The following is a 15,756-nucleotide window of genomic DNA, read 5'->3' as shown; positions in this document are numbered from 1 at the left end:
TCAGCAGACCCGACTCGTGCGGTCGGCGGGCTTCAGGAAGGCCTCCTTCTCGGCGTCGGTGAGCTCCCGGCCGGCGATCTGGCAGGCCCGCCGGCGCCACTGCTGGTACGCGGACCAGAGCAGCACCTCCCGGTCGGCGCCACCGCTGACCAGCCACTGCCCGTCCGGGGAGAACGCCACCGTCTCCACCTGACTGTCGTGGTACACCAGCTCACCGACCTGCTGGCCGGTCAGGAGGTCCCAGAGCCGCAGGCCGCCGTCGAAACCGCCGACCGAGATGCCGCCCCCGTTGAACGCTGCCGTCGCCAGCATCGAGGAGTCCGGGGAGAACGCGAGGGCATAGATCTTGTTCTGGTGCGCGGCGAACGACCGCACCACGGCTCCGGACCGCACATCGAGCAGGTACAGCCAGCCGTTCGGCAGGCCCACCGCCAGCCGGCTGCCGTCCGGGCTGAACGCCACTGCTGCGGCACCCCGGCCGGGGTCGCCCGGCGGCGCCCAGGACAGCAGCCGTCGACCGGTCCCGGCTTCCAGCAGCACCACCCGGGAGCCCTCGCCGACGGCGGCCAGCCGAGCACCGTCCGGGCTGAACCGCACCCGGGCCGCCCCGGCCGGCAGCACCCTCTGCTGGAGCCGCTGTCGACCGTCGCCCAGCGCCCAGGTCCGGAGCACGCCGGTGCTGTCGACAGCGGCGACCTGCCGGCCGTCGGGCGACACCGAGACGCTCCACAGCGGCTCCCCCGCCGAGCCCAGTCGGCCGGTCTCCCGGCCGCCGGTGGTGTCGTGGAGATGCACCCGGCCGTCGAACCCGGCCACCACCACCGTGCGCCCGTCGGGGGTGAGGTCGAGGTCGTAGCCTGGTGAGCTGAAGCTGGCGAAGGGACCCTCGTCACGGTCCGGGTGCCAGAGCATCACCCGGTCCGTGCTCAGCGTGGCCAGCACCGTCGAGTCTGTGGTGAAGTCGGCCGCGATCACCGGAGCACGGTGACCGGTCAGCACCCAGCGCGGCCTGCCGGTGTCGACGTTCCACTGCCGCACCCCGTCCTGCGGGGCCGACGACAGCAGGGTGTGGCCGTCCGCGGCGAAAGCCACCCCGGAGACGCCCCAGTTGTGCCCGGCCAGGTCGCCCACGATCCGCTCACTGCCGACGTCGTAGATGCGCAGCCGCGCGTCCAGCCCACCACTGGCGATGGTGCGGCCGTCCAGCCCGTACGAGACCCGGCGGATGCCGGACTGGTTGCCCCGGAACTCGTGCAGCAGGGTGCCGGTGGTGGCCTGCCAGCTGCGGACCACGCCGTCGTCACCCCCGGCGGCGACCACGGTCGAGCTCGGGTCGAACGTGACGTCGTTGCCGGCGCTGCCGTCGATGCGCCAGGTCCGCAGCCGCCGCCCGGTGTCGGCGGCCAGCAGCACGATCCGGCGATCGGGGCTGGCCACCGCCAGCGTCTTGCCGTCCGGGCTGGCCGCGACGGCCATGTGGTCGCTGGAGCTGGTGGACGCCGGTCCGACTGCGGGCGTCTGCCAGAGCCGTTCGCCCGAACGGCCGTCCAGCAGCGCCACTGCGCCGTCCAGCCCCACCACCGCCAGCTCGACCGTCCCCGGCCGGAAGACGGCGTCGGCGACCCCGTCCAGCGTCACCGGCTTAGCACCGCCCGACGGTCGCTGGACCAGCGTCCGGCCGGCCAGGTCGACCGAGGCCAGCAGGCTCTCATCGGAGGCGAAGGACAGCTCGGTCACCGCGGCCCGGTGCCCACTGAGCCGCTGCGGCTTCCCCGCACCGGCCCGTTCCCACACCAGCACGTCGCCGTCCCCGCCGCCGGAGGCCAGCTGCCCGCTGCGGCCCACGGCCAGTGACAGTCCCACTGTGGACGTACCGGGCAGGACGGCTGAGCTGGCCGCCGGTCTGGTCATGGCCGTGGCGAGGGCCAGCCGTCCCTCCCTGGTATCGGCGAGCTTCAGGCTGTGCAGCGCCAGCAGCAGCGCCAGATCCGTCTGCGGCGCCGCGTACCCGCTGCTGATAGCGGCCAGCCGGCCCGCCTCGGACACCTTCGAGGCACGGTCGGCGCGCAACGCGCTGGCCTCGGCGCTGCGCTGCTGGGCCCGCGCCTCGGCCGCGTTCAGCACCGCGACCGAGCCGGCCACGGTGGCGAGCACGGCCAGCCCGGCGATGCCGGTGGTGGCCACCCGACGGGCCCGCCGGGCTCGGCGGTACTGCACCAGGTCCAGGGCGTCCAGCTCGTCCCGCGCGACTCCGTGCAGCGGCGCGGCCAGGTCGCCCACGGCGTTGCGGAACCGCGGGTTGCGGAGATCCAGCTGGCCCTCGCTGCGCGCCCACCGGAGGTCGACGAACAACGGCTCCTCGGCGAAGGCGCCGCTGAGCTGTCGCGGCAGCGCGGTCGAGGCGGCCCAGTCGAAGTCGCGCCGGCCGGGGTCCCACTGGCAGAAGCCGTCCGTCAGGGCCAGGAACATCGACCGGGTGCCGTGGGTCCGGCGGAAGTGGTCGATCTCCTGCTGCACCCAGGCGCTGGACGCCGCGGCCGGCGAGGCCAGCAGGATGAAGGACCGGGACCGGTCCAGCGCCTCCTGGATGGTCGACCAGAGCCCCGGCGTCGCCGCCAGCCCGGACGAGTCCTGGAACACCCGCAGCGCCCGGCGTCGCCGCCAGGGCCTGGCCAGCTGTTCCAGCCCGCTCCGCAGCGCCGGGGCGAGCTGACCGTCGGCGGCGTGGCTGTAGGAGATGAAGGCGTCGTATCCCCCGGGCTCGGCCATGGCTCAGGTTAGCGTCGCGGCCGACTCCCCGAAGGCGGTTGCGCACAGTTTGGGATCCGTTCCGTAGGGTGGGCGCATGCATGCGGGATCGCTGTTCGCCATCGGAGGGGCTGAGGCCAAGCTGCGGCGTCGCAACGTGCTGCGGGCGTTCGTCGCCGAGGCGGGCGGCGCCGACGCCAGGATCGTGGTGATCCCCACCGCCTCGTCGCTGGGGGTCGAGGTGGTCGAGGTGTACCGGGCGGTGTTCACCGCCCTCGGCGTCTCGACGGTGGTCGCGGTCCGGCCGGAGAGCCGGGCCGAGTCGTACGACCCCGACCTGGTCGCCCGGCTGGACGACGCCACCGGCATCTTCATGACCGGCGGCAACCAGCTGAAGCTGAGCTCCTTCGTCACCGGCACCCCGCTCGGCGCGGCCATCCATCAGGCCTACCACCGTGGCGCCGTCGTCGGCGGCACCTCGGCCGGAGCGAGCATCCTCTCCGACCATATGATCGCGTTCGGTTCCGGTGGTTCCACCCCGAAGCAGCGGATGAGCCAACTGGCGGTCGGTCTGGGCCTGATACCCGGAATGGTCATCGACCAGCACTTCGAGCAGCGCAACCGCTACGGCCGGCTGATGTCGATCGTCGCCCAGTCCCCCTCACTGCTGGGGGTCGGCGTCGACGAGGACACGGCCGCAGTCGTCCGTCAAGGGCATCTGCTCGAGGTCGTCGGACGTGGCGCCGTCACCGTGGTGGACGGCAGCAACCTCACCTCGAACGCCTATACCGCCAAGCGGACCGCGCCGCTGCTGTTCTCCGGCGCCACCCTGCACGTGCTGCCGGCCGGCAGTCACTTCGACCTGGCCACCCGCACGTTCGTGAGGCACGTCACCCCCGTACCGCCGGACGAGGTCCGGGAGGTGCAGGCCGCCGAGGCGGACCTGCGCAGGCTGGCCCGCGACATAGCCTCCGACGACGTGTCCCCGGCCAACTACGCCCGGCGGCTGCGCCGCGGCCGGCAGCACCGGCCCAGCGAGGAGGCTCAGCCTACGGCGATGGTCGACCCTCAGTAGTCCGCGAAGTCCTGCTGCAGGATGGCGCGGTCCTCCGGATTCGCGATCGGCACCGAGGTCGCCTCGGCCCAGGCCCGGGCCGCCTCCTCCGGTCGCCCGAGCGCACGCAACGCCCGGGCCCGCGCCTCATGCGCGTACGCCAGGTCGAAGTCCGCCAGACCGGCCCGGACGCACTGGTCCAGGCAGCGGTCCGCCGAGCTGAGCGAGGCACCCGGATGGCCGGTCAGCAGCAGCGCCTTGGCGATCATGTAGTCGGCCCGGGCCGCCGTCTGCGGTCCGCGACCGGCTGCCCGGTCCCAGTGGTAGCCGGCGGCATAGGCCCGGCGCAGCAGCTCCTCGTCGTCCTCGGCGCTGCGCGGGTCGCGCTGCACCAGCTCCCAGACCGAGTTGTTGGCCTCGACCGCCTGGGCCCGGTGCCAGTCCGCATCCGTCGACCTGTCCTGCTCACTCGATCTGTCCGGCTGGTCGGCCGACAGCCGTGGTAGCCCCGCACCGGTCTCCAGCAGCGACTTCAGGCTGTCCAGGACCCAGACCCAGCCGTTCCTCACGCTGGCCCAGGTCAACGGGCTGAACGCCAGGTCCCCATGCACCAGCCGCACCCGGGTCAGGTTCTCCCCGACCAGGTCGATCTGCCACTCCACCCGGCTGGGCGGCTCCTCGGCCATTGCCGCGTCGTAGAGGACGCGCCAGGTCTGCACGAAGCGGTGCGGCGGATCCATCTCCTCGATCACGCCCTCGACGGCCGGGTCCCCGTTCGGCAGCACGGTCCGGTAGGGCTGGCCCTGCACCGGCGGTGCGACGAACGCCGTCTGGTGGAAGTACCGCCGGGTCCAGTCCGAGTCGGTGATGGCCTGCCAGACCTGTTCCGGCGTGGCCCTGATGAAGATCTGGTAGACGTGCGTGGTGATGGTCATGCTCGCTCCTGGGCGGATGGTGCTGGGTGGGCGCGCTCGACGCTGTCCCGCAGCTCGAGCAGCCCGGTGCTGAACGGCTGGGCGTACTTGCTGATCCAGCGGTCGGCGATCTCGGCAATGGGCACCGGGTTGAGGAAGTGCAGCTTCGTCCGCCCGCGGCGGCTGCTGACGACCAGGTCGGCCTCGGTCAGCACCGCCAGGTGCTTCATCACGCCGAACCGCGACATGTCGGGGAACCGGGCCGCCAGCTGGCTGACACTCTGCCCGTCGGACCCGTACAGCGCATCCAGCAGGGCCCGCCGGGTCGGGTCCGCCAGGGCACGGAAGACAGCCTGCTCGGACTGTCCGGAGCTGGTCGGCACGCCATCAGAATAGGTGACTATTCGGTCACACGTCAACGAGACCTCGGTCGCCTGCGGGTGTTCAGCCGGCTGCCGGAGGTGGCAGGATCTGCCTTAGCCCGCCGGCCTTGGCGGACCCGACCAGAGCGCATCCGAGGAGTCTCAGTGACCGACGGTCCCCCCGCCCCAGTCCAGTCACCATCGCCTGACCTGAAGATCCTCTCCAGTCGCGTCTACCGGGGCCCGAACGTCTGGCACTACGAGCCGGCCATCCAGCTCGTCGTCGACCTGGGCGTGCTGGAGGACTTCCCCACCAACCTGCTGCCGGGTTTCGCCGATGGGCTGGTCGAGATGCTGCCGGGGCTGAAGTCGCACAGCTGCAGCCGGGGCAGGCGCGGTGGCTTCGTCGAGCGGCTGCACGAGGGCACCTGGGTCGGGCACGTCGCCGAGCACGTCGCCCTGCAGCTGCAGCAGTCGGTGGGCCATGACATGCGTCGTGGCAAGACCCGTCAGGTCCGTGGCGTCCGCGGGCAGTACAACGTGATCTACGCCTACTCCGACGAGTCGGTCGGGCTGGCGGCGGGTGAGCTGGCGGTGCGGATGGTCAACCATCTGGTGGCGCCCGAGGACGGCTTCGACTTCCGGAGCGAGCTCGAGCAGTTCATCGTCCGCGGAGAGCGGACCGCGTTCGGGCCCTCCACCCAGGCCATCGTCGACGAGGCGGTCAGCCGCGACATCCCGCACATGCGGCTCAACACGGCCTCGCTGGTGCAGCTGGGCCAGGGGGTCCACCAGCAGCGGATCCGGGCCACCATGACCTCGCACACGTCCTCGGTCGCGGTGGACATCGCCAGCAACAAGGAGCTGACCCTGGCGCTGCTCTCCGCCGCCGGCCTGCCGGTGCCGAGGTCACAGTCGGTCCGTACGGTCGAGGAGGCGGTCCGGCTGGCAACCAAGATCGGCTACCCGGTGGTGGTGAAGCCACTGGACGGCAACCACGGCCGCGGTGTGATCTTGAACCTGCACAGCGCCGACGACGTCCGCGCCGCGTTCCCGCTGGCCGAGCAGGAGTCGCGGCGCGGTCAGGTCATCGTCGAGACCTTCGTCACCGGGCGGGACTACCGCTGCCTGGTGATCGATGGCCGGATCGCCGCGATCGCGGAGCGGGTCCCTGCGCACGTGGTCGGCGACGGCACCTTGACCCTGCGGCAGCTGGTCGAGAAGACCAACGCCGACCCCCGGCGGGGGGTCGGGCACGAGAAGGTGCTGACCCGGATCAAGGTCGACGAGGCCGCCATCGACCTCGCCGCCAAGCAGGGGTACAGCCTGGACGACGTGGTCCCCGCCGACGTGATGGTGAAGCTCACCCTGACCGGGAACATGTCCACCGGCGGCATCTCCATCGACCGCACCTTCGAGGCCCACCCGGAGAACATCGAGATCGCCGAGGAGGCGGCCCGGGTGGTCGGGCTGGACATTGCGGGCATCGACTTCATCGCCCCCGACATCACGCTGCCGGTGCGCGAGACCGGTGGGGGCATCTGTGAGGTGAACGCGGCACCCGGTTTCCGGATGCACACCCATCCCACCATCGGCGACCCGCAGTACATCGCCAAGCCGGTCATCGACATGCTCTTCCCGCCGGGAGCACCGAGCCGGATCCCGATCGTGGCCGTCACCGGCACGAACGGCAAGACCACCACCTCGCGGATGATCGCCCACATCTTCAAGGGCATCGGCAAGAAGGTGGGGATGACCTCCACCGATGGCGTGGTCATCGACGAGCGGCTGGTGATCAGGTCCGACGCGTCCGGTCCGCGGTCGGCCAAGATGGTGCTGCAGAACCCGCGGGTCGACTTCGCCGTCTTCGAGGTGGCGCGCGGCGGCATCCTTCGCGAGGGGCTAGGCTACGAGCGCAACGACGTCGGCGTGGTGCTCAACGTGCAGGCGGACCATCTGGGGCTGCGCGGGGTCGACACCCTGCAGCAGCTCGCCGATGTGAAGGCCGTCGTCGTGGAAGCCGTGCCACGTAACGGATATGCCGTGCTGAACGCGGACGACCCGCTGGTCCGAGCGATGCGCCGCCGCTGCTCCGGCCGGATCATCTGGTTCACCATGGCCGAGCCGGGGAGTGAGATCCGGGACTCCGTCGATGATCACTGCCGGCGGGGCGGGCGGGCGGTGGTGCTGGAGCACAGCGACCTGGGCGACATGATCATCGTCAAGGAGGGCCGCCGGTCGATGCAGATCGCCTGGACCCATCTGCTGCCGTCGACGTTCGGCGGCCGGGCCACCATGAACGTGCAGAATGCGATGGCGGCAGCGGCCGCGTCGTTCGCAGCCGGGGCGTCCCTGCACGACATCCGGCAGGGCCTGCGGACCTTCTCCACCAACTACTACCTGTCCCCTGGCCGGCTGAACGAGGTCGCCGTCGAAGGCCGTACGGTGATCATCGACTACTGCCACAATGTCCCCGGGATGCGGATGCTCGGCGACTTCGTCGACAAGACGGGCGCGTCGATGGACACCACCACAGAGCTGGGCAAGGTGTCGCGGATCGGCGTGATCGCGACCGCAGGTGACCGCCGCGACGACGACATGCGCGAGCTCGGCGAGGTGGCCGCCAGCCACTTCGACGTGGTGATCGTCCGCGAGGACACGGCCCTGCGCGGTCGCAAGCGCGGCGAGGTGGCCGAGCTGGTCGCCGAGGGTGCACGCAAGGCGATGGCCCAGGGGGTGCGCTGCAAGCAGGTCGAGATCGTCCTGGACGAGCTGGAGAGCACCCGGCACGCGATCGCCCGGTCCAACCCCGGCGACCTGATCGTGATCTGCGTCGACAAGCATGCGGCAGTGATGGCCGAGCTGGAGTCCTACGGCCGGCAGGCCCAGCCCGGAGCTCGGCCCGACGACGAGAGCGAGTTCAACAACGCGGTCGCCGATCCCGACTTCAACCCGGAGGCTGCGCGGTCTCAGCCCGACTGACCTTGGCCCTCAGGGTTTCGGCGGAGTCGCGGGTGCCACCGTGCCCGGTCAGCCAGCGGTCGATCTCGGCCCGGTCCTGGTGGGCCATCAGAGCGACCACATCGCCCGGCCGGGCCTGGCCGACGAGCGAGACCAGCGCCGGCAGCTCGGCCTCGTGCTCGGCGCTGATCGCGACGCCGGCATGGGTGGCACCCTGACGCAGCAGCTCGCCCAGCTCGGTCATCTGTCGGCCGCGCAGATACTCGCTCTTGTGGGCGATCTCGACCACGTCGGCACCGAGCGCGGCCATCTCGCCCAGCCGGACGAACACGTCGTCGGTCCGGTCACCGGCGGTGCCGATGCCCAGCAGCACCCGGCCGCCGGGTGGCTGGATCCCGTGCACGATCTCCAGCAGCGCCTCCAGCCCGGCCTCGTTGTGGGCCAGGTCGATGACGACGCTGAGCTCGCCGGTTCCGTCGACGGTCGGCAGCGACCAGATGTTCATCCGCCCGGGGTTGTTCTCGCCGGGCAGGAAGCTCCGCAGACCCTCGGCGACCTGCTCGACGGTGAAGCCGAGCGCCAGCGCCGCCGACGTCACCGCCAGGACGTTCTCGACATTGACCCGGCTCAGGCCGGCCAGCGTCATCGGTACGTCGATGATCGGCACCACGGGCAGCGGGTCGGAGCCGGCGGACAACACGGCGACCCAGCCGTCCAGCAGGGTGGTGACCCGGCCGCCGTCGTCCAGCACAGCGCGCCCCGAGGGTGAGTCGGGATCGCGGCTGAAGACCCAGACCTGGGCCTTGGTCCCGAGCCGCATCGCGAACGTCCGCGGGTCGTCGGCGTTCAGTACGCACCACCCCTTGGGCCGGGTGATCTTGGTGATGACGGCCTTGACCTCGGCCAGCTGGTCCAGCGTGTCGATGCCACCGAGACCGAGATGGTCGGCCGTGATGTTGGTGACCACGGACACGTCGTTGTAGGCGACGCCGACGCCGCGGCGCAGGATGCCGCCGCGAGCGGTCTCGGTGACCGCCAGCTGGACGCCGGGGTGTCGCAGCACCTGGCCCGCGCCGCTGGGGCCGGAGTAGTCGCCGGCCTCCACGAGCTCTCCGTTGATGTAGACGCCGTCGGTGCTCGACCAGCCGACCGAGCGGCCCGCCAGCTGGGCGATGTGGCCGAGCATTCGCGAGGTGGTGGTCTTGCCGTTCGTCCCGGTGACGGCGACCACCGGGATCCTGGGGCGCAGCAGCTGCGGCGACTTGCCCAGCGGGGCGTTGGCCAGCCCGAAGGCCGAGGCCTCCATCGCCTGGTCGATCGCGCGCTCCCCCTGACCGGCCGCGTCCAGCACCGCCGCCACCCCGTCGGCCAGCGCCTCAGCCCGGCCGGCGTGCCGCCAGGGGAAGGCGATCACGAGCTGCGAGACCGTTCCCCCCGGCCGGGAGCGCACCGCGAGCCGGTTCACCCCGCCGGCTCGGGCCAGCCGTCGCACCAGGTGGGCCACCAGCCGGGCGGCGAAGCGCTGTCGGAAGTGTGACCGCTCCGGGCCGGGCCGCACCTTGGCCAGCCCGAGGTTCTTCGCGAACTCCCGTGCCTGCGCGGTCGTCAGCTCCATCACCGACCCCAGGTCGAGGGTCAGCTTGACGGCGGGTCGGGGGAAGTAGAGGTTGGGCCCCTCCAGCAACCGGAACTCGACGAGTGATCGTCGCTCCTGCACGGCCGACGCCGAAGCTCAGGCGCCCATGGCGTGCATGCCGCCATCGACGTGGATCATCTCGCCCGTCGTCTTCGGGAACCAGTCGCTCAGCAGCGCCACCACGGCCCGTGCCGTGGGCTCGATGTTCTTCGGCTCCCAGCCCAGCGGCGCCCGCTGCGCCCACAGGTCGTTGAACTCCTCGGCACCCGGGATGGACCGCTTCGACAGCGTCTCCAGCGGCCCGGCCGCAACCAGGTTCACCCGTACGCCCTCCGGCCCGAGGTAGCGGGCCAGATAGCGGCTCGTCGCTTCCAGCGCGGCCTTGGACACCCCCATCCAGTCATAAACCGGCCAGGCCACGGTGGCGTCGAAGTCGAGCCCGACCACCGATGCCGTCTCGGCGAACAGCGGCTTGCAGGCCATCGTCAGCGACTGCAGCGAGTAGGCCGACACCTGCACCGCGGTCGCCACGTCGGCCCAGGGCGTGGTCAGGAACCCGCCACCGAGCGCGGTCTCGGGGTTGGCGAACGCCAGTGAGTGCACCACACCGTCCAGCCCGTCGACATGCTCACGCAGCCGGTCGGCCAGGCTCGCCAGGTGTTCCTCGTCGGTGACGTCCAGCTCGAGCAGCGGTGGTTCCGGGTCGAGCTTCTTGATCACCCGCCGGGTCAGGCTCATCGCCCGGCCGAAGTTGGACACCACGACCGTCGCCCCTTCCGCCTGGGCGATCCTGGCGATCTGGAACCCGATCGAGGTGTCCAGCGTGACGCCGGTGACCAGGATCCGCTTGCCTTCGAGAATTCCCACTTCTGCTCCGATCGATGTGTCCGTCTGCCCGAGGTGCCGTACGGTGCCGCTGTCAGTGGCCCATGCCGAGGCCGCCGTCGACAGGGATCACCGCGCCGGTGATGTAGCCGGCCGACTCCCCGGCGAGGAACTCTACGGTGCCGCTGACGTCGTCCACCGAGCCCATCCGGCCGAGCGGGATCTGTTCGGCGTACTTCTTCACCAGGTCCTCGCCCAGTTCGGCGGTCATGTCGGTCTCGATGAACCCCGGCGCCAGCACGTTGGCGGTGATCCCGCGCGAGCCGAGCTCACGGGCCAGGGAGCGCGCCATCCCGACCAGACCCGACTTGGACGCGGCGTAGTTCACCTGCCCGGCCGATCCGAGCTGTCCGACGACGGAGGAGATGAAGATGATCCGGCCGAACCGGTTGCGGATCATCGGACGGGCGGCGCGCCTGGCCACCCGGAAGGCGCCGGTGAGGTTGGTGGCGATCACCGCATCCCAGTCCTCGTCGCTCATCCGCATCAGCAGGGTGTCCCGGGTGATGCCGGCATTGGCGACCAGCACCTCCACCGGTCCGTTGGCCGCCTCGACCTGGGCGAACGCCGCCTCGACCTGGGTGGGGTCGGTGACGTCACACTGCACGCCGAGGACCCCGTGCGGCACCGAACCGCTGCGGTAGGTGGCGGCCACCTTGTGTCCGGCGCGCGCCATCCGCTCGGCGATGGCCCGGCCGATCCCTCTGCTGCCGCCGGTCACCAGCACGCTGCGGCTGACCGCTGTCCTCGAGGTGGTCTCGCCCGTCTCAGTCGCGCCCGTTTCAGTCACGGGGCCACGCTACCGACTGTGCCGGGTGCCTGGCGAGCAGGCGTAGGCTGTCCGCGTGGCAGATGGCAACCCGTCCCAGGGCAGGTCCGGGGCAACCGTGATCACGGACGCCAAGTCCGGCGCCAGCAGTGATCTCAGCTCCCGGGAGAAGCGCTATGCCATCACGATGGCGTTCCGCACCGCCTGTTTCATCTGCATGGTGTTCGTCCCCGGCGCCTTCCGATGGGTGCTGTTCGCCGGAGCCGTCTTCCTACCGTACGTCGCTGTGGTGCTGGCCAACCAGACGAACTCGCGCAGCGACCGGGCCGGGCGCATCCAGCGCGGCGAACCGGAGCCGGCCCCACAGCTGACCTCCGGACCGGAGGAGCCGGACGTCATCATCGGCGACGTGGAGGTCGACCACCGAACAGGGATCGAGCGGGTGACGGCGATCGAGCACGACCGAAGCGTCCGCTGGTGACGGCCTCGGACGACGACCGGGGCGCCGGTCCGGCGACCACGATCTGTTCGGCCAAGGGCTGCGCCAGCGAGGCCGTGTTCGACGTCCAGTGGAACAACCCCAAGATCCACACCCCCGAGCGACGCAAGCACTGGCTCGCCTGCGACGCCCATCGCGACAGCCTGAGCGCGTTCCTGTCAGCGCGAGGCTTTCTGCGCGAGGTGCACCCGCTCCAGCGCTGACCGGTCAGCCGCCGATGGCCGACATCGGCCGGTCCGGCTGCAGGAACGACGGGTCGTTGATCCCGTGCCCGGGCTGCTTGCTCGCGACCGCAGCCACCCACAGATCGGCCAGCTCGTCGTCGCTGGCGCCGGAGCGCATCGGAGTCCGCAGATCGGACTCGGACCGGGCGAACAGGCAGTTGCGGATCTGGCCGTCGGCGGTCAGCCGGACCCGGTCGCAGGCGCCGCAGAACGGCTTCGAGACAGCGGCGATGATGCCGACGCGGTGCCCGGTCCCGGCCACTCGGAACAGCTCGGCTGGCGCGCTCCCCCGGCTGGCCGCATCCTCGGGATCCTCGGTCAGGACGACGTGCTGCTCGAGCGCGGCGCGGATCTCGGCGGCGGTCACCATCTCGGTGCGCTGCCAGGCATGCTGGGCATCCAGTGGCATCTGCTCGATGAACCGCAACTGGACGTTCTCGGCCATCGCCCAGCGGAGCAGGTCGGCGGCTTCATGATCGTTCAGACCGCGCATCAGGACAGTGTTGATCTTGACCGGCTGCAGCCCCGCAGCCCGGGCGGCGGTGACACCGGCCAGTACGTCACTGAGCCTGCGCCGCCGGGTCAGCTGGGCGAAGGTGTCCGCGTTCAGGGTGTCCAGCGAGATGTTGATCCGACTGAGCCCGGCGTCCGCCAACCGCTGGGCCCTGGCCGCGAGGCCGATCCCGTTCGTGGTCAGGGCGACCGTCGGCCGCGGCACCAGGGAGTTGATGTCGGCCACCAGCTGTTCGAGGTTCTTGCGCAGCAGCGGTTCGCCGCCGGTGAGCCGGACCGTGGTGATGCCCAGCCGCTCGACGCCGACGCGGATCAGCCGGGTGATCTCCTGGTCGGTGAGAACCTCGTCACCCGGAAGCCACTCCAGACCCTCGGCCGGCATGCAGTAGGTGCAGCGCAGGTTGCAGCGGTCGGTCAGGGACACCCGCAGATCGGTCGCCACCCGGCCGTACGCGTCCGAGAGCACCTGGGTGGTGCGGAGCCGGGGCGTGGGCAGCGGAGTGCTCATACCGGTGAGTCTAGGCCCGCGGCTGGTGGTGCGTGCAGGCGGATTTGTCGGTGGGCGCGTTTAGAGTGAACATATGTTCGAATCGGCTGCGGGCGAGACTCCGGGTGTGGGCGCGACGGAGGACCGGGCTGCGGTGGCCGGCGCCGTCGCGGACTGCTTCCGGGCGCTGGTGGCCGCCGAGTGCACCCAGCTGAGGCTGGCCGCGCAGTGGGCGGACCTGCACCTTCCCGAGCAGCCGACCTCGGAGGCGGCGCAGCCCGGCACCGAACGGGCCAGGGAGTTCGGCGGGCCCGGCACCCCGCAGATGCTGGAGTTCGCCGCTGCCGAGTTCGGCGCGCTGCAGGAGATGAGCCGGCTCAGTGCCAGCCGGCTGATCGCCGACGCTCTGGACCTGCGTCACCGGCTGCCGCGGTTGTGGCGTCGCGTGCTGGACGGTCAGGTCCGGGCGTATCAGGCGCGTTGGGTCGCCCAGAACACCCGGCACCTGTCCAGCCAGGCGGCGGACTGCGTCGACGCCAGCGTGGCCGAGTATGCGAACACGCTGCCCTGGTCGCGGTTCCAGCGCCTCGTGGAGGCCCGGGTGATCGCCGCCGACCCCGCTCAGGCTGAGGCTCGGGCCGAGCTGGAGGCGGCCGACCGGTTCGTCCGTGCCGGCCAGTCGAACGAGCACGGCCTGAAGCTGCTGGTGGCCAAGGCTCAGGCCGGCGATGTGATCTGGTTCGTCGCCATGGCCGATCGCATCGCGCAGATCCTGCTGCAGAACGGAGACGTCGACCCGGTCGACGTTCGGCGGTCCAAGGCCATCGGGATCCTCGCCCAGCCCGCGACCGCCCTCAAGCTGCTGCTGGCGCATGAGGGGCGCGTCGCGGAGACCGACCCGGACCAGCAGCTGGCCGACCTGGTCACCTCGTCCGACGACCTGGCTGCCCGGTTGCGCCCCGTCACGCTGTATGTCCACGTCGACCGGGAGTCCCTGCTCTCGGGGAGCGGGGTGGCCCGGCTCGAGGATGTCGGCCCGGTCACGTTGAAGCAGGTCCGCAGCTTCCTCGGCACCAACTGCCGGGTCACCGTGACCCCGGTGGTCGACCTCGAGAACTTCAAGGCGGTCGACAGCTACGAGTTCCCGGCGCGGCTGCGCGACGGGCTGTATCTGCGCAACCCGGTCGACGTCTTCCCGTTCGGCACCAACGTGACGCGACGCAAGGACGTGGACCACACCGTGCCGTACCGACCACCGGACCGTGGCGGCCCACCGGGGCAGACCCGGATCGGTAACGGCGGTCTGGTCGCCCGGTTCTCCCACCGGATCAAGACCCACGGTCGGTGGCGGCTGCGACAACCCCGGGCGGGCAGCTATCTGTGGCGCTCCCCCACCGGCTGGTATTTCCTGGTGGACCATAACGGCACCCACAGTCTCGGCGACGACGGCTTCGCCGCGGAGATCTGGGCCGCTGCCGGTCGGCTGCAGGCCGCCGAGCTCGAGGCCTATCCGGGCAATCCGGGCGTCGAGATCGACCTAACCCGGGTCGCCTGAGCCGGCCACCCGGCCGGGATGGGTGTAGACGTTCATCGACGACCCGCGGACGAACCCGACCAGCGTCAGCCCGGCCTGGTCGGCAAGCTCCACCGCCAGCGAGCTCGGCGCCGAGACGGCGACGAGCATGGGGATGCCGGCGAGGACCGCTTTCTGGGTCAGCTCGAACGACGCCCGCCCCGACACCGCCAACAACACCTGGGACAACGGCAGCCGGCCCTCCCGCACGGCCCAGCCGATGACCTTGTCGACGGCGTTGTGCCGACCCACGTCCTCGCGGACGCAAAGCATCTCGCCGGCCGCCGTCAGCAACCCGGCAGCGTGCAGGCCACCGGTCTTGGCGAAGGTCTTCTGCCGCTCCCGCAACAGGTCCGGCGCGGCCGCGACCAGCGGCTGGTCGAACGTCACCCGCGCATCCAGGTCGTGCCGGGAGTCCCTGACCACCTGGTCGATGGAGGTGGTGCCGCAGACCCCGCAGGCGCTGGAGGTGAGCACGTTCCGCTGCAGGCCGGGTTCGGGCGGCGCCACCCCGGGGGCGAGTGCAACGTCCAGCACGTTGTAGGTGTTCATCCCGTCCGGCCCGGCGCCGTCGCAGTACCGCGCGCCGGCGATGTCCGCCACCTCGGCGATCACCCCTTCGGCATGCAGCAGCCCGTGGATCAGGTCGATGTCATCGCCCGGGGTGCGCATGGTCACCGAGAAGGAGGTGCCGTTCAGCCGCACCTCCAGTGGCTCCTCGACGGCGAGGAGATCGACGATCCGGCGGGAGCCGTCGGAGCCGGTTCGCAGCACCGAGTGCTTGCGCGTCACTCGTCCCATGCCATCATCCTGTCAGGTGGAAGAAATGACATGACGCGACCGTGGTGTCCCGATACGCGACAGGAGTTCGAACCAATGTCCCTCGACGACTGGATGGCCGCCCTCTCCGAGGAGATCGGCACCGACGACCTGCAGTTCGACGACGACGCCGTCCATACCCTGCTCGACCTCGCCCGCGACGCCGCCCATGAGGTCGAGAGAGTGGCGGCTCCGCTGACGACGTTCCTGGTCGGGGTCGCGGTCGGGCGCGGCGTGCCGCTGGGCGAGGCCGCTGCCAAGGCGACCGCCCTGGCGATGAAGCACCCGGAGCAGACGGGCTAGTCTCGAAGC

General features: G+C 71.0%; 14 protein-coding genes. 6 read left to right on the top strand and 8 right to left on the bottom strand.

Annotated elements, in window-relative coordinates:
• Positions 1–2,769, bottom strand: a complete 2,769-nt coding sequence (locus JOE57_RS16090; RefSeq protein WP_204919571.1) for a WD40 repeat domain-containing protein — start codon at positions 2,767–2,769, stop codon at positions 1–3.
• Positions 2,770–2,845: 76 nt separating this feature from the next.
• Between JOE57_RS16090 and JOE57_RS16085 the strand changes: the two genes are divergently transcribed.
• A complete protein-coding gene (locus JOE57_RS16085) occupies positions 2,846–3,823 on the top strand; it encodes a cyanophycinase (protein ID WP_204919570.1) in 978 nt (325 codons plus the stop codon).
• On the opposite strand, the gene JOE57_RS16080 is transcribed toward JOE57_RS16085, so the two are convergent.
• Together JOE57_RS16080 and JOE57_RS16075 are read right to left on the bottom strand one after the other, a co-directional pair.
• Entirely contained in the window at positions 3,817–4,737 is a 921-nt protein-coding gene (locus JOE57_RS16080) for an SRPBCC family protein (RefSeq protein WP_204919569.1), read from the bottom strand. The two genes, JOE57_RS16085 and JOE57_RS16080, sit on opposite strands and share 7 nt — an antisense overlap.
• Positions 4,734–5,099: a helix-turn-helix domain-containing protein gene (locus tag JOE57_RS16075; protein ID WP_204919568.1), complete on the bottom strand. Its 366-nt coding sequence runs from the start codon at positions 5,097–5,099 to the stop codon at positions 4,734–4,736. Before JOE57_RS16075 ends, JOE57_RS16080 begins: the two co-directional genes overlap by 4 nt.
• A 144-nt stretch (positions 5,100–5,243) precedes the next feature.
• Here JOE57_RS16075 and cphA point away from each other — a divergent pair, with 144 nt between their 5' ends.
• Positions 5,244–8,060, top strand: a complete 2,817-nt coding sequence (cphA, locus tag JOE57_RS16070; RefSeq protein WP_204919567.1) for a cyanophycin synthetase — start codon at positions 5,244–5,246, stop codon at positions 8,058–8,060.
• Here cphA and JOE57_RS16065 read toward each other — a convergent pair.
• The 3 genes from JOE57_RS16065 to fabG are packed head-to-tail and all read right to left on the bottom strand — an operon-like array spanning position 8,026 to position 11,350.
• On the bottom strand, positions 8,026–9,756 hold the full coding sequence (locus JOE57_RS16065; RefSeq protein ID WP_338041344.1) for a Mur ligase family protein: 1,731 nt from the start codon (positions 9,754–9,756) through the stop codon (positions 8,026–8,028). The genes cphA and JOE57_RS16065 overlap by 35 nt on opposite strands.
• 15 nt (positions 9,757–9,771) lie before the next feature.
• Positions 9,772–10,542, bottom strand: a complete 771-nt coding sequence (gene fabI, locus JOE57_RS16060) for an enoyl-ACP reductase FabI (protein WP_204919566.1) — start codon at positions 10,540–10,542, stop codon at positions 9,772–9,774.
• A gap of 52 nt (positions 10,543–10,594) precedes the next feature.
• On the bottom strand, positions 10,595–11,350 hold the full coding sequence (gene fabG / locus JOE57_RS16055; protein WP_204919565.1) for a 3-oxoacyl-[acyl-carrier-protein] reductase: 756 nt from the start codon (positions 11,348–11,350) through the stop codon (positions 10,595–10,597).
• A 55-nt stretch (positions 11,351–11,405) separates the two neighbouring features.
• Here fabG and JOE57_RS16050 point away from each other — a divergent pair, with 55 nt between their 5' ends.
• Together JOE57_RS16050 and JOE57_RS16045 are read left to right on the top strand one after the other, a co-directional pair.
• Complete coding sequence (locus tag JOE57_RS16050; protein ID WP_204919564.1) at positions 11,406–11,810, top strand: DUF3099 domain-containing protein; 405 nt, start codon at positions 11,406–11,408, stop codon at positions 11,808–11,810.
• A complete protein-coding gene (locus tag JOE57_RS16045; RefSeq protein WP_204919563.1) occupies positions 11,807–12,031 on the top strand; it encodes an acetone carboxylase in 225 nt (74 codons plus the stop codon). The genes JOE57_RS16050 and JOE57_RS16045 overlap by 4 nt, the downstream gene beginning before the upstream one ends.
• Positions 12,032–12,035: 4 nt before the next feature.
• On the opposite strand, the gene moaA is transcribed toward JOE57_RS16045, so the two are convergent.
• Complete coding sequence (moaA, locus tag JOE57_RS16040; protein ID WP_204919562.1) at positions 12,036–13,073, bottom strand: GTP 3',8-cyclase MoaA; 1,038 nt, start codon at positions 13,071–13,073, stop codon at positions 12,036–12,038.
• Between the two features lie 73 nt (positions 13,074–13,146).
• Between moaA and JOE57_RS16035 the strand changes: the two genes are divergently transcribed.
• Entirely contained in the window at positions 13,147–14,607 is a 1,461-nt protein-coding gene (locus tag JOE57_RS16035; protein WP_204919561.1) for a DUF222 domain-containing protein, read from the top strand.
• On the opposite strand, the gene fdhD is transcribed toward JOE57_RS16035, so the two are convergent.
• Entirely contained in the window at positions 14,590–15,426 is an 837-nt protein-coding gene (fdhD, locus tag JOE57_RS16030; RefSeq protein WP_204919560.1) for a formate dehydrogenase accessory sulfurtransferase FdhD, read from the bottom strand. The genes JOE57_RS16035 and fdhD overlap by 18 nt on opposite strands.
• A gap of 75 nt (positions 15,427–15,501) precedes the next feature.
• On the opposite strand from fdhD, the gene JOE57_RS16025 reads away from it, so the two are divergent.
• Positions 15,502–15,747: a DUF6457 domain-containing protein gene (locus JOE57_RS16025; protein WP_204919559.1), complete on the top strand. Its 246-nt coding sequence runs from the start codon at positions 15,502–15,504 to the stop codon at positions 15,745–15,747.
• Positions 15,748–15,756: the final 9 nt, after the last annotated feature.

The sequence above is a fragment of the Microlunatus panaciterrae genome (assembly GCF_016907535.1).
GTDB lineage: Bacteria > Actinomycetota > Actinomycetes > Propionibacteriales > Propionibacteriaceae > Microlunatus > Microlunatus panaciterrae.
The sequence above is the reverse complement of the archived record's forward strand: the minus strand, read 5'-3'. Positions and strand labels throughout refer to the sequence as shown.